Below are 15,796 nucleotides of genomic sequence, written 5' to 3'. Positions count from 1 at the left end.
GCTTCGCCATCCGCGAAGGCGGACGCACCGTCGGCGCAGGCGTCGTCGCTTCGATCATTGCTTGATCGAAGCGGCAACGACGTCCGCGGAAACCTCAGACTTTGCGGCGCAGGCGTCGTCGCGTCGATCATCGCGTAAGCTTCGGCTCCGCGACAATTACGGAAAGGGCGGCGGCAACGCCGCCCTTTTTCGTTTCCGGTGACGATCGCGACGGCGGCACTGGCTTCACGATGAGGATCGTGCCAGCTTCCTGTATCTTGCATACGGAGTGGAGAACGCGATGAGTCCCCGCCATTCGCTCGCCGACAGGCTGCGCCAGCCTGGCCTCGTCGTCGCGCCCGGATGCCATGACGCCATCGGCGCAAGAGCGATCGAGCAGGCCGGGTTCGAAGCGGTCTACATGACCGGCAACGGCCTCTCCGCCAGCCTGATCGGCGCGCCCGATATCGGCCTCCTGACCATGACCGAGATGGTCGCGCGCGGCCGGGCCCTGGCCGCGGCGATCAAGGTGCCGCTGATCGCCGACGCCGATACCGGCTATGGCAACCTCAACAACGTCGCCCGCACCGTCGCCGAATACGAGGCGGCCGGCGTCGCCGCGATCCATCTGGAGGACCAGGTCACGCCCAAGCGCTGCGGCGCGATGAAGGGGCTGGCGCTGGTGACGCCCGAGGAGCATGCCGAGAAGATCCGCATCGCGGTCGCGACCCGGCGCGATCCCGATTTCCTGATCATCGGCCGCTCGGATGCCAGGCTGCCGCTCGGCCTCGACGAGGCGATCGCGCGCGGCAAGGCCTATGCGCAGGCCGGCGCCGATCTCGTGCTGCTGGAGATGCTGCAATCCGAGGAGGAGATGAAGCGGGCGCTGGGCGAGATCGCGGCACCGCTGATGTTCAACTATGTCGAGGGCAGGGTGCCGCCATTGACGGCGGCGGATTTCGAGCGTCTCGGCTTCAAGCTGCTGAGCTATCCGGTGGCCTCGACCCTGGCCTACGCCCATATGATGGCGGCCTTCGCGCGCGAGCTGAAGCGCACGGGCACGACGCGCGGGCTGGAGCCTGCCATGCTCGATCTGCCGAGCTACGAGGCCTTCTTGGGTCGTGACACCTATGCCTGATCTCAAGGTCGAGCAGCCGAAATCGCTGGTCGCCATCGTCGAGGAGCGCCTGCGCGATGCGATCGTGGACGCCGAGATGCGCCTTGGCGAGACCTTGTCGGAGGAAGCGCTGAGCGAGGCGCTGGGCGTCAGCCGCACGCCGGTGCGCGAGGCGCTGGCGCGGCTGCAATTGCAGGGGCTGGTGACGATCGTGCCGAAGAAGGGCACCTTCGTCTTCGCGCCGACCGAGGAGGACGTCTCCGAGCTCTGCGTCTTCCGCTACATGCTGGAGACGCAGGCGCTGCGCGAATGCATTAGCAAGGCGCGCGAGGCGGCTCTCGCCGCGATGAAGGGCGCCCTCCTGGCGATGGAGACGGCGCAGGCGAACGGCAGCCGCCGCGACTATGCCCGGGCCGACACCATCTTCCACGAGGTCTTCTTCCAGCATTGCGGCAACCGCTATCTCGGCAACGCCTATCGCGGGGTCTCCGGCCGCGTCGCGGCGCTGCGCACGCATCTCTCGGTCCCGCTGGAAGGCGAGCAGGAGCGCTCGATGGCAGAGCACCACCAGATGGTCGAGGCCTTCGCGGCCGGGCGCCTGGCCGATCTCGACTCAATCCTGCACCGGCACATCATGCGGGCCTGGGACGCCTATGCCGATGTGCTGCGCACCGGCGGGGTACGGGGCTGAGTTGACAGACCGATTTGAGGTGGGTTCAAGCGGTAGGAGGCCTGCACTAGCCGCCTCGTCATCCCGGACAAGCCGCGAAGCGGCGCCGATCCGGGATCCATTCCTGAGCCTTTCCGGTAGAGGTTCCGGAATGGGTCCCGGGTCTTCGCTTCGCTACGCCCGGGACGACCTCCGCTTATCATGGCGGCGTGAGGGTGACTGTCAGTAGCCACTAAATCATCTTGCATACAGTGTCCTAGAGCCTATGCTCTTGGGCGAGAGCCTGTAACGGCCGTCGAAGCTCGGGAGGAGCCGCATGACCATCGCCCTGAAAGCTATTGCCCTGACGCTCGCACTGGCGGCAACGCCAGCCCTGGCGCAGGACAAGGTGAAGCTCGTCACCATCGCCGAACTGTCCGGACCGGGTGCGACCGCCGGCACCAACTGGAAGAGCGGCATCGAGCTTGCGGTCGAGGAGATCAACGCCAAGGGCGGCATTCTCGGGCGCAAGATCGACATGGTCGCCTATGACACGCAGACCAACCCGGCCAATGCCCGCGCCGCTGTGCAGCGTGCGATCGACGAGGGCACCCATGCGGTGCTCGGGCCGGTCTATACCGGCTCGATCATGGCCTCGATGCAGATCGCCCAGCGCGCCGAGATCGCGCAGTTGGCGGCCGGCGACGGCACGGCCTACACCGCCCAGGGCAATCCCTTCATCTTCCGGACCTCGCTCAGCCAGTCGGCGGCGATGCCGAAGATCGCCGCCTACCTGAAGGACCAGGTCAAGGCCAAGTCGGTCGCCGTGGTCTGGGTCAACAACGATTTCGGCAAGGGCGGCCACGAGGCGATCCTGAAAGAGCTGAATAGCCGCGGCATCGAAGTGCCGGTCGATCTCTCGACCGAGCAGGGCCAAGCCGATTTCGCCGGCGAGGCGATCAAGGTGAAGAACGCCGCGGTCGATGCCGTCTTCGTCTACCTCAACGAGGAGGAGAGCGCCCGGCTGCTGGTGGCTATGCGCGACCAGAATGTCGGCAAGCCGGTGATCGGCGAGACCACGATCCTGAGCCAGAAGGTGATCGAGCTCGCCGGCAAGGCCGCCGATGGCGTGCGCGGCCATGTCGGCCAGACCGTCGATGCGCCGATCCCCGCTCTGCAGGAGTTCGGCAAGCGCTTCGAGGCACGCTTCAAGTTCGTGCCCGACCACAACGGCATCAAGGGCTACATGGCCGTGCATGCGGTGAAATGGGCGACCGAGAAGCTCGGCAAGTTCGAGCCGACCAAGGTCGCAGCGACCCTGCACGGTGCGACGATCAAGCCGGAGGAGGAGCCCGGCATCCTGATGGAGACGACCTTTGACGCGAAGGGCGACGTCCAGCGCGAAAGCTTCCTGGCCGAGGTGGTCGACGGCAAGCAGAAGATCATCGGCCGCCTGCCGAAGTGAACGATAGGCTACTCCCGCAGCGGAGCTTGAAAGGGCGGTGGTGATGCCGCCCTTTTCGTTGCCCGCCTCACGCAGGCCGGCGCCCAGCGCAATGTCCCGCTACGCCAAGGCCTTGGCGCGACTGGCTGACGATTTGAGTCAACTTTGAACAGGGCGGTTGCGATTTCGACTTGAAAAGCGGATAGGGTTCGGGCTAAGCAACCGGCGCTACAGGGGTGTAGCTCAGTTGGTAGAGTACCGGTCTCCAAAACCGGTTGTCGTAGGTTCGAGCCCTACCGCCCCTGCCAGCCGCAAATCGCGGCGATGCCGCCTGTCTCTGCGCCAGCGATCGGCTGGCGATCGAGCCGATCTCCCCCAGCGGCGCAGCCCCTTATTCCGTACCCTCCCGTCTCGCGAGAACGTGACCTCGGCTTCGCCGATGCCAGCTTTGCACGCGAGCGGTGGGCTTTACGCTCCGGCGCTGTTCCGCATGCCTTGGCGCATGCCGCCGGAGATTGTCGATGAAGCTGTTTTCAAGCATCCGGGTCGCAGCGCTCGCGCTTTCCAGCATTCTCACCTCGGGGTTTGCCGGGGCAGCTGACATCAAGGTCTTGACGGCCGGCGCCTTCAAGCCGGTTGTGCTGGCCGTTGCCGCCGAATTCGAAAGGTCGAGCGGGCACAAGCTGATCATCGACAACGACACGGCCGGCGGATTGCAGCGCCGGATCAGCGCCGGTGAGACCTTCGACGTCGCCGTGCTGACACCGGCCGCAGTCAAGGATCTCATCGACAAGGGCAAGATCGCCGCGGGCACCGCGTCCGATCTGGCGCGCACCGCCGTTGGCGTCGCGGTCAAGGACGGTGAGACCCGTCCCGACATCGCGACGGTGGCGGGTTTCAAGGCGGCGCTGCTCGCCGCCCGCAAGGTCGCCTATATCGACCCGGCTGCCGGCGGCTCCAGCGGCATCTATTTCGCGAAGCTGCTCGAGACCATGGGCATCGCCGAGGAGATCAAGGCCAAGGCGGTGCTGGTGCCCGGCGGCCTGGTTGCGCAGCGGCTCGTCACCGGCGAGGCCGATCTGGCAATTCACCAGATCAGCGAGATCCTGGCCGTCCCCGGGGCGAGGCTGGTGGGGCCGCTGCCGGCCGAAATCCAGAACTACACGACCTATACCGGCGGCCTCGGCGCGGCGAGCCCGCAGCCGGAGGGCGCCCGGGCCTTGCTTGCTTTCCTGCGGAGCGAGGCGGCCATGCGCGTCCTGACGGCAAAGGGCATGGCAGCCGCGGGGCAGTGAGCCCGGCGCCGAGCGCGCGCATCGCCGCGGCGCGCAAGAAGCCGCTTGGCGAGCGGGCAAGAGCGTTGTAAGAAGCCCCTAACGACGGCGCGCGGCTCCCTGAGCCCCGCGCCGCGAATCTTTCAGGACCGCCGAATCGCTGCCCGAAGGCGGCGATCCGGAACCGAGGTGACGAGCCCGATGGCGAAGACGAATCCCTTCCAGTTCCTGCAGGAGGTGCGCAGCGAGGCCTCCAAGGTGACCTGGCCCTCGCGCCGCGAGACGCTGATCACCACCGGCCTGGTGTTGCTGATGGTGCTCATGTCGAGCCTGTTCTTCCTCTTCACCGACACGGTCATCCGTTGGGGCCTCGGCCTCATCCTCGCGCGCTGAACGGAAGCAAGAACGTGAGCACACGCTGGTATATCGTCCACGCCTATTCCAACTTCGAGAACAAGGTCGCGCAGTCGATCAAGGATCAGGCCGCGCAGCGCAACCTCTCCGACAAGTTCGATGAAGTGCTGGTCCCGACCGAGAAGGTCGTCGAGGTCCGCCGCGGCCGCAAGGTCGACACCGAGCGCAAGTTCTTCCCGGGCTATGTCCTCGTGAAGTGCGAGATGACCGACGAGGTCTATCACCTCATCAAGAACACACCCAAGGTCACGGGCTTCCTCGGCGCCGACAAGGCCAAGCCGATGCCGATCCCCGAGCACGAGGCTATGCGGATCAAGGGCCAGGTCGCCGAGGGCATCGAGCGGCCGAAGCCGACCGTGGTGTTCGAGGTCGGCGAGCAGGTGAAGGTCGCCGACGGCCCGTTCGCCTCGTTCAACGGCGTCGTCGAGGATGTCGACCACGCCCGCGCCCGCCTGAAGGTCGCGGTCTCGATCTTCGGCCGCGCCACGCCGGTCGAGCTGGAATACAGCCAAGTCGAGAAGCTCTGAGGCTCGTCGCCTATCGAGATTGCCAAGGGCGCCGGAAACGGCGCCCTTTTTGCGTGCTTTCGTAGTTAACGCCTCCTTCAGGCGTGTATGAGATTGTCCGCTCCGGCTTTCGGGCGGGCGGGCATGTTTCCCAGGACTTTCAAGGCGACGGTCGGACAGCGCCTGGCGCTGTGGGGTGTGCTGCTCGGCGCGCTGTCCTGCCTGTATGTCGCGACCGAGCTGATCGGTTCGCGCAAGCTCGAAGCCTTTACCCGCAGCCTGACAGCCCAGAGCGATCTCGCCAGCCGCCTCGAAGCGACGACCATGCTGTTCGAGCGGATCAGCGTCGCGATCTTCTCAGGTGTCCGCCCCGAATCCTCCGATCTCGAGGTGCTCGCGATCGCGGCCGAGGACATCGCGACCCGGCTCGACGGCAAGCTGCAGGCCGATACGCAGGTGATCGCGGTGCGCGCCAGGGCGATGCGCGAGGCCGCGGACATTGCCACGGCGCGGGCCGAGCTCAGGGTGATCGCCGACAGGCGCTCGGCCCTGCGGCGTGGGCTCGGCGAGGAGATCGGCCGGCTGAGTGCCGACCTGTCGCAGCATGTCGAGAGCGCCCACCAGAACAAGGTGCTGCTCTCGCTGCTCGGGTTGTTCAGCCTCGTCTTCATCGTCAGGCTGGAGCACCGCTGGCTGGTCCGCCCGATCAGCGAGATGGCGCGGGCCCTGGCGGAGAACCGCAAGGAGCGCGGGCTCGAGATGCTCGCGATGCGCAGCGACGAGATCGGCATGCTCGGCCGCGCCCTGCTGGCGCATCAGCGCGGGCTGCAGGCCGAGCAGGAGGCTGTCGAGGCGCGCGTGAGCGCATTGTCGGGCGAGGTCGCGCGCCAGGAAGCGGCCCAGGCGCGCAACGGCGCCTTCCAGGAGCGGATCGCGGCGATCGCGCAGGCGCTGGAGCAGCATGCGGCCCGGCTGTCGCAGGCCGCCGGCGAATTCGCGCAGCTCTCCGGCGTCGTCGATGAGCGGGCCGGGGCGGCGACGCGATCGACGCAGCGCGTCTCCGGCCATGTCGATCATGTCGCCGGAGCGATCACCGAAGTGTCCTCGCTGCTGGCCACAGCCGCGAGCGAGGCACAGCGCACCTCGGATGTTGCCGATGCGGCGAAGGCGCTGGTCGAGGAGGCGACTGCCGACACGGTCGTGCTCAGCGATGCCGTCGGCAAGATCGTCCAGGTCATCGACATCATCGGCACCGTCGCCAGCCAGACCAACCTGCTCGCGCTCAATGCCACGATCGAGGCGGCACGGGCCGGCGAGGCGGGCAGGGGCTTCGCGGTCGTCGCCGGCGAGGTGAAGCAGCTCGCGCACCGCACCGCCGAGGCGACCGACGACGTTCGCAGGGGGCTGAGCCAGATCACTATCGCGGCCCAGCGCATCACCCTGCGGGTCGGTGCGCTGGTGACCTCGGTCGAGAAGGTCGACAAAGCGGCTCTCTCGATCGCCGAGCTGACCGCCCGCCAGGATGTCGGCTCGCGCTCGATCAGCGAGACGACAACGCGGACGGCCGGCGATGTCCGGCTCGTCGCCGAACAGGTCGAGCAGCTTGCAGGCACGCTGGCGAGCTGGCGCCAGACCGCCGGCGCGGTCACCACGGCTTCGGCCGATCTCGACCGGCAGGCAGCGGAACTCCGGCAGGCCGTCGACGGGTTCATCCGGCGCAGGGAGGTTGCGGGCGCATGAGCATCGCGTTTCCGAAGCCCGGGACGGACATGGCAGACGGGCCGTCGCTGCCACTCGCCGCAAAGGTGCTGCACTGGCTGACGGCGGCTCTGGTGCTCGGCCTGTTCGCCACCGGCGTCACGATGAAGCAGCTCGGCCAGGGACCGACTGCCGATCTTCTCTATCTTGGCCACAAGACCGCCGGTGCCCTGCTGCTTTGCCTCGTCTTGGTGCGCATAGGCTATCGGCTGTTCGCGCAGGTCACGGCGCGCTGGCAGAAGGGTGCCGCTAGCCGGCCGGTCCATGCGCTGCTTTATCTCGGCCTGCTGGTGGTGCCGCTGCTGGGCTGGGCCGGTGCCTCCAGCTATGGGGCACGGCAGCTGCTGTTCGGTCTCTCGCTGCCGGAGATCCGGTCGCCGGAGGCGGGCCATGCCGAGCTGCTGCTGCTCAGCCATGCCTGGCTCGCCTTCGGCCTGATCGCGCTCGTCGTCGTCCATATCGGCCTGGCGCTCGGCGACTATCTGGTGCGCGATCCCAGGGCCGATTGAGCCGCCCCTCAATGTCCGAGCATGTAATCCGCCAGGCTGTAGCAATGGCTCGCCTGATAGGCGTTCCGACCGCGGTTCATGTGCGTCAGATTGAAGGTCCTGATGGCGCCAAGGGCGCGGCGATCCGCGAGGAAGCGGCGGATCGAGGCAGAGCTGCGCACATTGATGCCGAACATGTCAGCGCCACCGGGGAAGAAGTAGCCGACATCTTCCGGCGTCGTCACGCAGCGCTCCAGAAAAGCTTCGTCCACATGGCCCTGCTCGAGCGAACGGTCCGTCGTGACATCCGAAAGATGCACCAGGAACCTCGCCCGGACGTCGTCGCCGTCCGCGTAGAGCGTAAAGAGTTCCATCCAGCTGGCATTGACGCGTGCGAGGGGCTTGTCGGAGGTCGATGGCAGGCAGGACACGGACCAGTAGTGGCGCTCGCTCCTGCGCGGGATGGGGATACAAGTTGCGCCGTAGAGCCCGAGGATCTCCAGGATTTCTCGCGCCTGTGGGCGATGAAGCAGCTTCTGGAACCGCGGGATGTATTTGAAGCGCAGCTCGAGCGATTCAGACCGCTCCTCGGCGTCGGGCAGGTCCGCCTTGCCTTCGATCCAGTCGCGCTGCTGCTCGGGATCCAGGAACTGGCGCAAGCCGGTGGCGGGCCGGCGGGCCGTCGTGCGCTTATCGGGGGCCATGACACTCCATCTGCGCGAGGCATTGTGGTGAGCAGATCATGGACCGGTCTCCGGACAAGCCACGACCGGAGCCCGTTCTTGACCAGGGCGAAAGGCTGGCTGATCCCGCGCCTGGTCGGCAGGGCCTCGGCTCGCGCCTGCGACACGACGCCCGCTTCGCCAGGACCCATCAGGGGCTTCCCTTTCGCAGCGGCCTGTGCCATAGGGCGGCCCTCACATGCGTGGGAGGCGCGCCGGTCAGCCAGCCGGAGCTTCGCGCCGCACCACGCCCTGCAACACCCCGATCCGGAGCGATAGCAGCTCGCGGGCGGGGCGTCGTCGTTTCGGTCGGCACCGGGGCGGACGACAGGAGCAGCCATCATGGCAAAGAAGATCACGGGCTACGTGAAGCTTCAGGTTCCGGCGGGCGCGGCCAATCCGTCGCCGCCGATCGGTCCCGCGCTCGGTCAGCGCGGCCTCAACATCATGGAATTCTGCAAGGCCTTCAACGCGAAGACCGCGCAGATGGAAAAGGGCATGCCGATCCCGGTGATCATCACCGCGTATCAGGATCGCTCCTTCACCTTCGAGATGAAGCAGCCGCCGGTCTCGTACTGGCTGAAGAAGGCTGCCGGCCTGACCGCGGGTTCGAAGACCCCGGGCAAGGGTGGCAATGTCGGCAAGGTCACGTCGGCTCAGCTCAAGGAGATCGCCGAGAAGAAGATGGCGGATCTCAACTGCGACAACGTCGATTCGGCGGTGGCGATGATCCGTGGCTCGGCCCGTTCCATGGGCCTGGAAGTCGTGGGCTGAGGGGGAACTGACAATGGCACATGTCGGAAAGCGCGTCGTCAAAGGCCGTGAAGGCATTGACCGCATCAAGCTCTACCCGCTCGCCGAGGCCGTCGCGATGGTCAAGGCCCGCGCCAACGCCAAGTTCGACGAGACCGTCGAGATCGCGATGAATCTCGGTGTCGATCCGCGTCACGCCGATCAGATGGTCCGCGGCGTCTGCAATCTGCCGAACGGCTCTGGCCGTACGCTGCGCGTCGCGGTCTTTGCCCGCGGCGCCAAGGCCGAGGAGGCCAGGAAGGCCGGTGCCGACATCGTCGGCGCCGAGGATCTGGTCGAGACCGTGCAGAAGGGCGAAATCAACTTCGACCGCTGCATCGCGACCCCGGACATGATGGGCCTCGTCGGCCGCCTCGGTAAGGTGCTGGGCCCGCGCGGCCTGATGCCGAACCCGCGCGTCGGCACGGTCACCATGGACCTGACCGCCGCCGTCGCCGCCTCGAAGGGCGGCTCGGTCGAGTTCCGCGTCGAGAAGGCGGGCATCGTCCATGCCGCCGTCGGCAAGGCCTCGTTCGATGCCGACAAGCTCGGCGAGAACATCAAGGCGTTCGTCGATTCGGTCTCGAAGGCGAAGCCGGCCGGCGCCAAGGGCACCTATATCCAGCGCGTCGCGATCTCCTCGACCATGGGTCCGGGCGTCAAGATCGAGCCGAACACGGTCCTCGGCGGCTGATCTCGCGCCGCGGCCGCCTTCGGGCGGCCGCAGCCCCACCTTGCGCTTCGGCGCAGGGATTACCACTTGGCAGAAGCCGGGGGAGGGTCTATAGCCTCCTGCGTGTTTCCATAAGTGACGGGGCTTCCGCGTGCTTGGCACGAGGAGGTCCATTTCGCGTTTTTCGGTGGTTCGCCACCGGAAAAATGGGTGTCGGGTCCGAGGGGAGCGATCTCCGAGGGCCAGGGATCCAGTCCTGTCTGAGACTGCAGGTGCGCCTTTGGCTCCGGCCAGGGGGCATAATTTCGCCAAGAGGCCTGCATAGACGGTGCAAGAGCTTTTCCGGCGCCGAAAGGTGCCGAACGAGGTTCGAACCATCTCGCCCGATCACGGCTTCGGCCATGGCTGGGGACAGGGCACTGAGCGTCGCTCCGGTGAGGGGTCGGTGTCAACCGGTCACTTTTCGCGAGCGGCACGTGCAACTGGCGGCGGGTCTCAAAGCCTGTCGCCTACCGGAGAGAGCCCAGTGGATAAAGCGGCAAAATCTGATGCCGTCGCGACGCTGAACGACGTCTTCTCGAAGACGTCGGTCGTTGTCGTGGCCCACTATGCGGGCTTGACGGTGGCCCAGTTCCAGAAGCTTCGTCGCGAGATGAAGGCCAATGGCGCCACCGTGAAGGTCGCAAAGAACCGGCTGGCCAAGATCGCTCTTGAAGGCACCGACGTCGCGTCCATCAGCCCCTTGCTGACGGGTCCCACCCTGATCGCCTATTCCAGCGATCCGGTCGCGGCGCCGAAGGTCGCCGTCGCATTCGCCAAGGAGAACGACAAGCTCGTCATCCTCGGCGGCGCGATGGGCACGACCGCCCTGAACCCCGATGGTGTCAAGGCTCTGGCCACGATGCCCTCGCTCGACGAACTGCGCGCCAAGTTGCTCGGCCTCCTGCAGGCCCCTGCGACCAAGATCGCCCAGCTCTCGACCGCGCCTGCTGCGAAGCTCGCGCGCGTGTTCCAGGCATATGCCGACAAGGACGCTGCCTGAGCAGCCGACAACCCTTAATCGTTCGAACCTCTTACATCAGGAACCTGAACCATGGCCGATCTCGCCAAGCTCGTCGACGAACTCTCGTCGCTCACCGTTCTCGAGGCCGCTGACCTCGCCAAGTTGCTCGAAGAGAAGTGGGGCGTCTCCGCCGCCGCCGCCGTCGCCGTCTCCGCCGGCCCGGCCGCTGGTGGCGCTGCCGCCGCCGCCGTCGAGGAGCAGACCGAGTTCACCGTCGTTCTTGCCGCCGCCGGCGACAAGAAGATCGAGGTGATCAAGGAAGTCCGCGCCATCACCGGCCTCGGCCTCAAGGAAGCCAAGGACCTGGTCGAGGCCGCTCCGAAGCCGGTCAAGGAAGCCGTCGCCAAGGACGAGGCCGAGAAGCTCAAGAAGCAGCTCGAGGCCGTCGGCGCCAAGGTCGAGCTCAAGTGAGCTCGGGCCGGCTGATGCCGGTCCGTCTCTAGTCGACAAGGACAGTCCCGGGGCGGCTCGCCGCCTCCGGGGCTGTTGCGTCGTTTCCGGTAACCGGAACGACGCTTTGCAGGGCCTGCCACGGTGCAGGTCGATCCAGTTCGAATGTCGGCGCGCATGAAGCGCCGAGCGGCTCACCCGGCGGCCCGTTCCGCCCGCGGCCCGGACCACCGGGTGAGCCGTCCGAGATTGCGAGGAACATGATGGTAACTTCCCTCCAGGGTCGCAGGCGCGTCCGCAAGTTCTTCGGCAAGCTCAAGGAAGTGGCGGAGATGCCGAACCTCATCGAGGTTCAGAAGGCGTCCTACGACCAGTTCCTGATGGTCGAGGAACCCAAGGGCGGCCGCAGCGACGAGGGCCTGCAGTCTGTCTTCAAGTCGGTTTTCCCGATCGGCGATTTCTCGGGCGCCTCGCTCCTGGAGTTCGTCAAGTACACCTTCGAGCCGCCGAAATACGACGTCGACGAGTGCCGCCAGCGCGGCATGACCTTCTCGGCGCCGCTCAAGGTGACGCTGCGCCTGATCGTGTTCGATATCGACCCGGACACCCAGGCGAAGTCGGTCAAGGACATCAAGGAGCAGGACGTCTACATGGGCGAGATGCCGCTCATGACGGACAACGGCACGTTCATCGTCAACGGCACAGAGCGCGTCATCGTCTCGCAGATGCACCGCTCGCCGGGCGTGTTCTTCGATCACGACAAGGGCAAGACCCATTCCTCGGGCAAGCTGCTGTTCGCCGCCCGCATCATCCCCTATCGCGGCTCCTGGCTCGACATCGAGTTCGACGCCAAGGACATCGTCTACGCCCGTATCGACCGCAAGCGTAAGATTCCGGTCACCTCGCTGCTGTTCGCCCTCGGCATGGACGGCGAGGAGATTCTCCAGCGCTTCTACAACCGCGTCGTGTATGTCCGCGACAAGGACGGCTGGCGCGTCCCGTACGACGCCGAGCGCATGAAGGGCTTCAAGGCGAGCGTCGACATGATCGACGCCGACACCGGCGAAGTCGTGATCGAGGCCGGCAAGAAGCTGGTCGCGCGCACCGCCCGCCAGCTCGCCGACAAGGGCCTCAAGTTCCTGCGCGCGACGAACGAGGATCTCATCGGCCAGTACGTGGCCGAGGATCTCGTCGACCCCACCACCGGTGAAGTTCACGCCGAGGCCGGCGAAGAGTTGAGCATGGCCGCCGACCCGAAGACCGGCGAGGTCAAGGGCAACCTGATCGACCTGATCAACAAGGGCTACACCGAGATTCCGGTGCTGGACATCGACCACATCACGGTCGGTCCCTACATCCGCAACACGCTCCAGGTCGACAAGAACTCGCGTCGCGAGGAAGCGCTGTTCGACATCTACCGCGTGATGCGCCCGGGCGAGCCGCCGACGCTCGAGACCGCCGAGAACATGTTCCAGTCGCTGTTCTTCGACTCGGAGCGCTACGACCTCTCGGCCGTCGGCCGCGTCAAGATGAACATGCGGCTCGACCTCGACGCCGCCGACACCGTGCGCATCCTGCGCAAGGAGGACATCTTCGCGGTCGTCAAGGCGCTGGTCGACCTGCGCGACGGCAAGGGCGAGATCGACGACATCGACCATCTCGGCAACCGGCGCGTGCGCTCGGTCGGCGAGCTGATGGAGAACCAGTATCGCCTGGGCCTCCTGCGCATGGAGCGCGCCATCAAGGAGCGCATGTCCTCGGTCGACATCGACACCGTGATGCCGCAGGACCTGATCAACGCGAAGCCCGCGGCCGCCGCGGTGCGCGAGTTTTTCGGGTCGTCGCAGCTCTCGCAGTTCATGGACCAGACCAACCCGCTCTCGGAAGTCACCCACAAGCGCCGTCTCTCGGCGCTTGGCCCGGGCGGCCTGACCCGCGAGCGCGCCGGCTTCGAGGTGCGCGACGTCCACACCACGCATTACGGCCGCATCTGCCCGATCGAGACGCCGGAAGGCCCGAACATCGGCCTGATCAACTCGCTCGCCACCTTCGCGCGCGTCAACAAGTACGGCTTCATCGAGAGCCCGTACCGGCGCATCCGCGACGGCAAGCAGACCGACGAGATCATCTATCTCTCGGCCATGGAAGAGGCGAAGTACAACGTCGCCCAGGCGAACGCCGCCGTCGACGAGGAAGGCCGTCTCACTGACGACCTGATCGTCTGCCGCCGCGCCGGCGAAGTCATCGTCGTGCCGGTCGACAAGGTCGACTTCATGGACGTCTCGCCCAAGCAGGTCGTCTCGGTCGCCGCGGCGCTGATCCCGTTCCTCGAGAACGACGACGCCAACCGCGCGCTGATGGGCTCGAACATGCAGCGCCAGGCGGTGCCGCTGGTTCGCGCCGACGCGCCGTTCGTCGGCACCGGCATGGAGGCCGCGGTCGCCCGCGACTCCGGTGCCGCCATCGCGGCCCGCCGCGCCGGCATCGTCGACCAGGTCGATGCGACCCGTATCGTCATCCGCGCTTCGGACGAGATGGACCCGACCAAGCCGGGCGTCGACATCTACCGCCTGCAGAAGTTCCAGCGCTCGAACCAGTCGACCTGCATCACGCAGCGTCCGCTGGTCCGCGTCGGCGACGTCATCAAGAAGGGTGACATCGTCGCCGACGGCCCGTCGACGGAGTTCGGCGAGCTCGCGCTCGGCCGCAACGTGCTCGTCGCGTTCATGCCGTGGAACGGCTACAACTTCGAGGACTCGATCCTGCTCTCGGAGAAGATCGTCTCGGACGACATCTTCACCTCGATCCATATCGAGGAATTCGAGGTCATGGCCCGCGACACCAAGCTGGGTCCCGAGGAGATCACGCGCGACATTCCGAACGTGTCGGAAGAGGCGCTGAAGAACCTCGACGAAGCCGGCATCGTCTACATCGGCGCGGAAGTGGCGGCGGGCGACATCCTCGTCGGCAAGATCACGCCGAAGGGCGAGAGCCCGATGACCCCGGAAGAGAAGCTGCTGCGCGCCATCTTCGGCGAGAAGGCTTCGGACGTGCGCGATACCTCGCTGCGCGTGCCGCCGGGCGTCCAGGGCACGATCGTCGAGGTCCGCGTATTCAACCGCCACGGCGTCGACAAGGACGAGCGCGCCCAGGCGATCGAGCGCGAGGAGATCGAGCGTCTCGCCAAGGACCGCGACGACGAGCAGGCCATCCTGGACCGCAACACCTTCGCGCGTCTGGCCGAGATCCTGACCGGCAAGACCGGCCTCGCCGGTCCGAAGGGCTTCAAGAAGGACACGGTCATCACCCGTGAGGTGATGAGCGAGTTCCCGCGCTCGCAGTGGTGGCTGTTCGCCACGGCGGACGACGCCCTGATGACCGAAATCGAGGCGATGCGGAAGCAGTACGACGAGTCGAAGAAGCGCCTCGAGCAGCGCTTCCTCGACAAGGTCGAGAAGCTGCAGCGCGGCGACGAGCTGCCCCCGGGCGTGATGAAGATGGTCAAGGTCTTCGTCGCGGTGAAGCGCAAGATCCAGCCCGGCGACAAGATGGCGGGCCGCCACGGCAACAAGGGCGTGGTCTCGCGCATCGTGCCGGCGGAGGACATGCCGTTCCTCGAGGACGGCACCCATGCCGACATCGTGCTGAACCCGCTCGGCGTGCCCTCGCGCATGAACGTCGGCCAGATCCTGGAGACGCATCTGGGCTGGGCTGCCGCCGGTCTCGGCAAGCAGATCGGCAAGGCGATCGACGCCTATCGCAAGGCGCACGACTCCAAGGCCCTGCGCGCCTCCTTCGACGCCGTCTACGAGGACAACGAGATCATCGCCTCGATGGACGACGCCGAGCTGATCGAGATGGGCCAGAACCTGCGCCGTGGTGTTCCGATCGCGACCCCGGTGTTCAACGGCGCCAAGGAGTCCGACATCGAGCGGCTGCTGGAGCAGGCGGGCCTGCACTCGTCCGGTCAGTCGACGCTCTATGACGGCCGTACCGGCGAGCCCTTCGACCGCAAGGTCACGATGGGCTACATCTACATGCTGAAGCTGCACCATCTGGTGGACGACAAGATCCACGCCCGCTCGATCGGCCCGTACTCGCTGGTCACCCAGCAGCCGCTCGGCGGCAAGGCCCAGTTCGGCGGCCAGCGCTTCGGTGAGATGGAGGTCTGGGCGCTGGAAGCGTACGGCGCCGCCTACACGCTGCAGGAGATGCTGACGGTGAAGTCGGACGACGTCGCCGGCCGTACCAAGGTCTACGAGTCGATCGTGCGCGGCGAGGACAACTTCGAAGCGGGCATCCCCGAGAGCTTCAACGTGCTCGTCAAGGAAATGCGCTCGCTCGGCCTCAACGTCGAGCTGATCAACACCAAGCCGAAGCAGGGCGACGTGCCCGCCGAGGCAGCCGAGTAAGGCGTCACGCCCGCAAGGGCGCGACGGCGTTCGTTACTCATGCCGGCGGCAGTGGCGCCGCCGGCCGATGGATCAAAGGCCGGGCAGGGCGGTTTTCCCTAAAACCCCACCGGCC

The 15,796-nt window shown here is 66.4% G+C and carries 14 protein-coding genes and 1 tRNA gene; 14 read left to right on the top strand and 1 reads right to left on the bottom strand.

The window, feature by feature from the left end; genetic code table 11:
• Window positions 1–280 precede the first annotated feature (280 nt).
• The 9 genes from CXY91_RS16445 (at window position 281) to CXY91_RS16405 (ending at window position 7,650) form a co-directional block, all read left to right on the top strand.
• Window positions 281–1,117 (top strand): isocitrate lyase/PEP mutase family protein, encoded by an 837-nt coding sequence (locus CXY91_RS16445; RefSeq protein ID WP_100962347.1) that lies wholly within the window; start codon window positions 281–283, stop codon window positions 1,115–1,117.
• Entirely contained in the window at window positions 1,110–1,787 is a 678-nt protein-coding gene (locus CXY91_RS16440) for a GntR family transcriptional regulator (RefSeq protein ID WP_100962346.1), read from the top strand. Before CXY91_RS16445 ends, CXY91_RS16440 begins: the two co-directional genes overlap by 8 nt.
• 295 nt (window positions 1,788–2,082) lie before the next feature.
• Window positions 2,083–3,210: an ABC transporter substrate-binding protein gene (locus CXY91_RS16435; RefSeq protein WP_100962345.1), complete on the top strand. Its 1,128-nt coding sequence runs from the start codon at window positions 2,083–2,085 to the stop codon at window positions 3,208–3,210.
• 211 nt (window positions 3,211–3,421) lie between these two features.
• Window positions 3,422–3,497 (top strand) — tRNA-Trp (locus CXY91_RS16430).
• A gap of 213 nt (window positions 3,498–3,710) precedes the next feature.
• Window positions 3,711–4,484 carry a molybdate ABC transporter substrate-binding protein gene (locus CXY91_RS16425; protein ID WP_100962344.1) on the top strand — a complete coding sequence of 258 codons (774 nt, stop codon included), beginning with the start codon at window positions 3,711–3,713 and terminating at the stop codon, window positions 4,482–4,484.
• Between the two features lie 180 nt (window positions 4,485–4,664).
• Entirely contained in the window at window positions 4,665–4,856 is a 192-nt protein-coding gene (secE, locus tag CXY91_RS16420) for a preprotein translocase subunit SecE (RefSeq protein ID WP_091843803.1), read from the top strand.
• Between the two features lie 14 nt (window positions 4,857–4,870).
• Window positions 4,871–5,404: a transcription termination/antitermination protein NusG gene (gene nusG / locus CXY91_RS16415; RefSeq protein ID WP_091843800.1), complete on the top strand. Its 534-nt coding sequence runs from the start codon at window positions 4,871–4,873 to the stop codon at window positions 5,402–5,404.
• Between the two features lie 123 nt (window positions 5,405–5,527).
• A complete protein-coding gene (locus CXY91_RS16410) occupies window positions 5,528–7,123 on the top strand; it encodes a methyl-accepting chemotaxis protein (protein ID WP_158673446.1) in 1,596 nt (531 codons plus the stop codon).
• Complete coding sequence (locus tag CXY91_RS16405) at window positions 7,120–7,650, top strand: cytochrome b (protein ID WP_100962343.1); 531 nt, start codon at window positions 7,120–7,122, stop codon at window positions 7,648–7,650. The genes CXY91_RS16410 and CXY91_RS16405 overlap by 4 nt, the downstream gene beginning before the upstream one ends.
• An 8-nt stretch (window positions 7,651–7,658) precedes the next feature.
• Here CXY91_RS16405 and CXY91_RS16400 read toward each other — a convergent pair whose 3' ends face one another.
• On the bottom strand, window positions 7,659–8,333 hold the full coding sequence (locus tag CXY91_RS16400; protein ID WP_100962342.1) for a hypothetical protein: 675 nt from the start codon (window positions 8,331–8,333) through the stop codon (window positions 7,659–7,661).
• Between the two features lie 360 nt (window positions 8,334–8,693).
• Between CXY91_RS16400 and rplK the strand changes: the two genes are divergently transcribed.
• The 5 genes from rplK to rpoB all read left to right on the top strand — a co-directional run bounded on the left by rplK (window position 8,694) and on the right by rpoB (window position 15,681).
• A complete protein-coding gene (rplK, locus tag CXY91_RS16395) occupies window positions 8,694–9,125 on the top strand; it encodes a 50S ribosomal protein L11 (RefSeq protein WP_091843786.1) in 432 nt (143 codons plus the stop codon).
• Window positions 9,126–9,138: 13 nt separating this feature from the next.
• Window positions 9,139–9,837 carry a 50S ribosomal protein L1 gene (gene rplA, locus CXY91_RS16390; protein ID WP_100962341.1) on the top strand — a complete coding sequence of 233 codons (699 nt, stop codon included), beginning with the start codon at window positions 9,139–9,141 and terminating at the stop codon, window positions 9,835–9,837.
• 505 nt (window positions 9,838–10,342) lie between these two features.
• Entirely contained in the window at window positions 10,343–10,858 is a 516-nt protein-coding gene (rplJ, locus tag CXY91_RS16385) for a 50S ribosomal protein L10 (protein ID WP_091843777.1), read from the top strand.
• Window positions 10,859–10,909: 51 nt separating this feature from the next.
• The gene (gene rplL, locus CXY91_RS16380; protein ID WP_091843773.1) at window positions 10,910–11,290 is read left to right on the top strand and encodes a 50S ribosomal protein L7/L12; all 381 of its coding nucleotides are present in this window, start codon (window positions 10,910–10,912) and stop codon (window positions 11,288–11,290) included.
• A 242-nt stretch (window positions 11,291–11,532) separates the two neighbouring features.
• The gene (gene rpoB, locus CXY91_RS16375) at window positions 11,533–15,681 is read left to right on the top strand and encodes a DNA-directed RNA polymerase subunit beta (protein ID WP_091843821.1); all 4,149 of its coding nucleotides are present in this window, start codon (window positions 11,533–11,535) and stop codon (window positions 15,679–15,681) included.
• Window positions 15,682–15,796 lie beyond the last annotated feature (115 nt).

The organism is Allobosea sp. FBZP-16 (assembly GCF_002831785.1).
In the GTDB taxonomy this organism is placed as follows: Bacteria; Pseudomonadota; Alphaproteobacteria; order Rhizobiales; family Beijerinckiaceae; genus Allobosea; species Allobosea lupini.
This window is presented reverse-complemented; position numbering and strand designations above follow the sequence as displayed.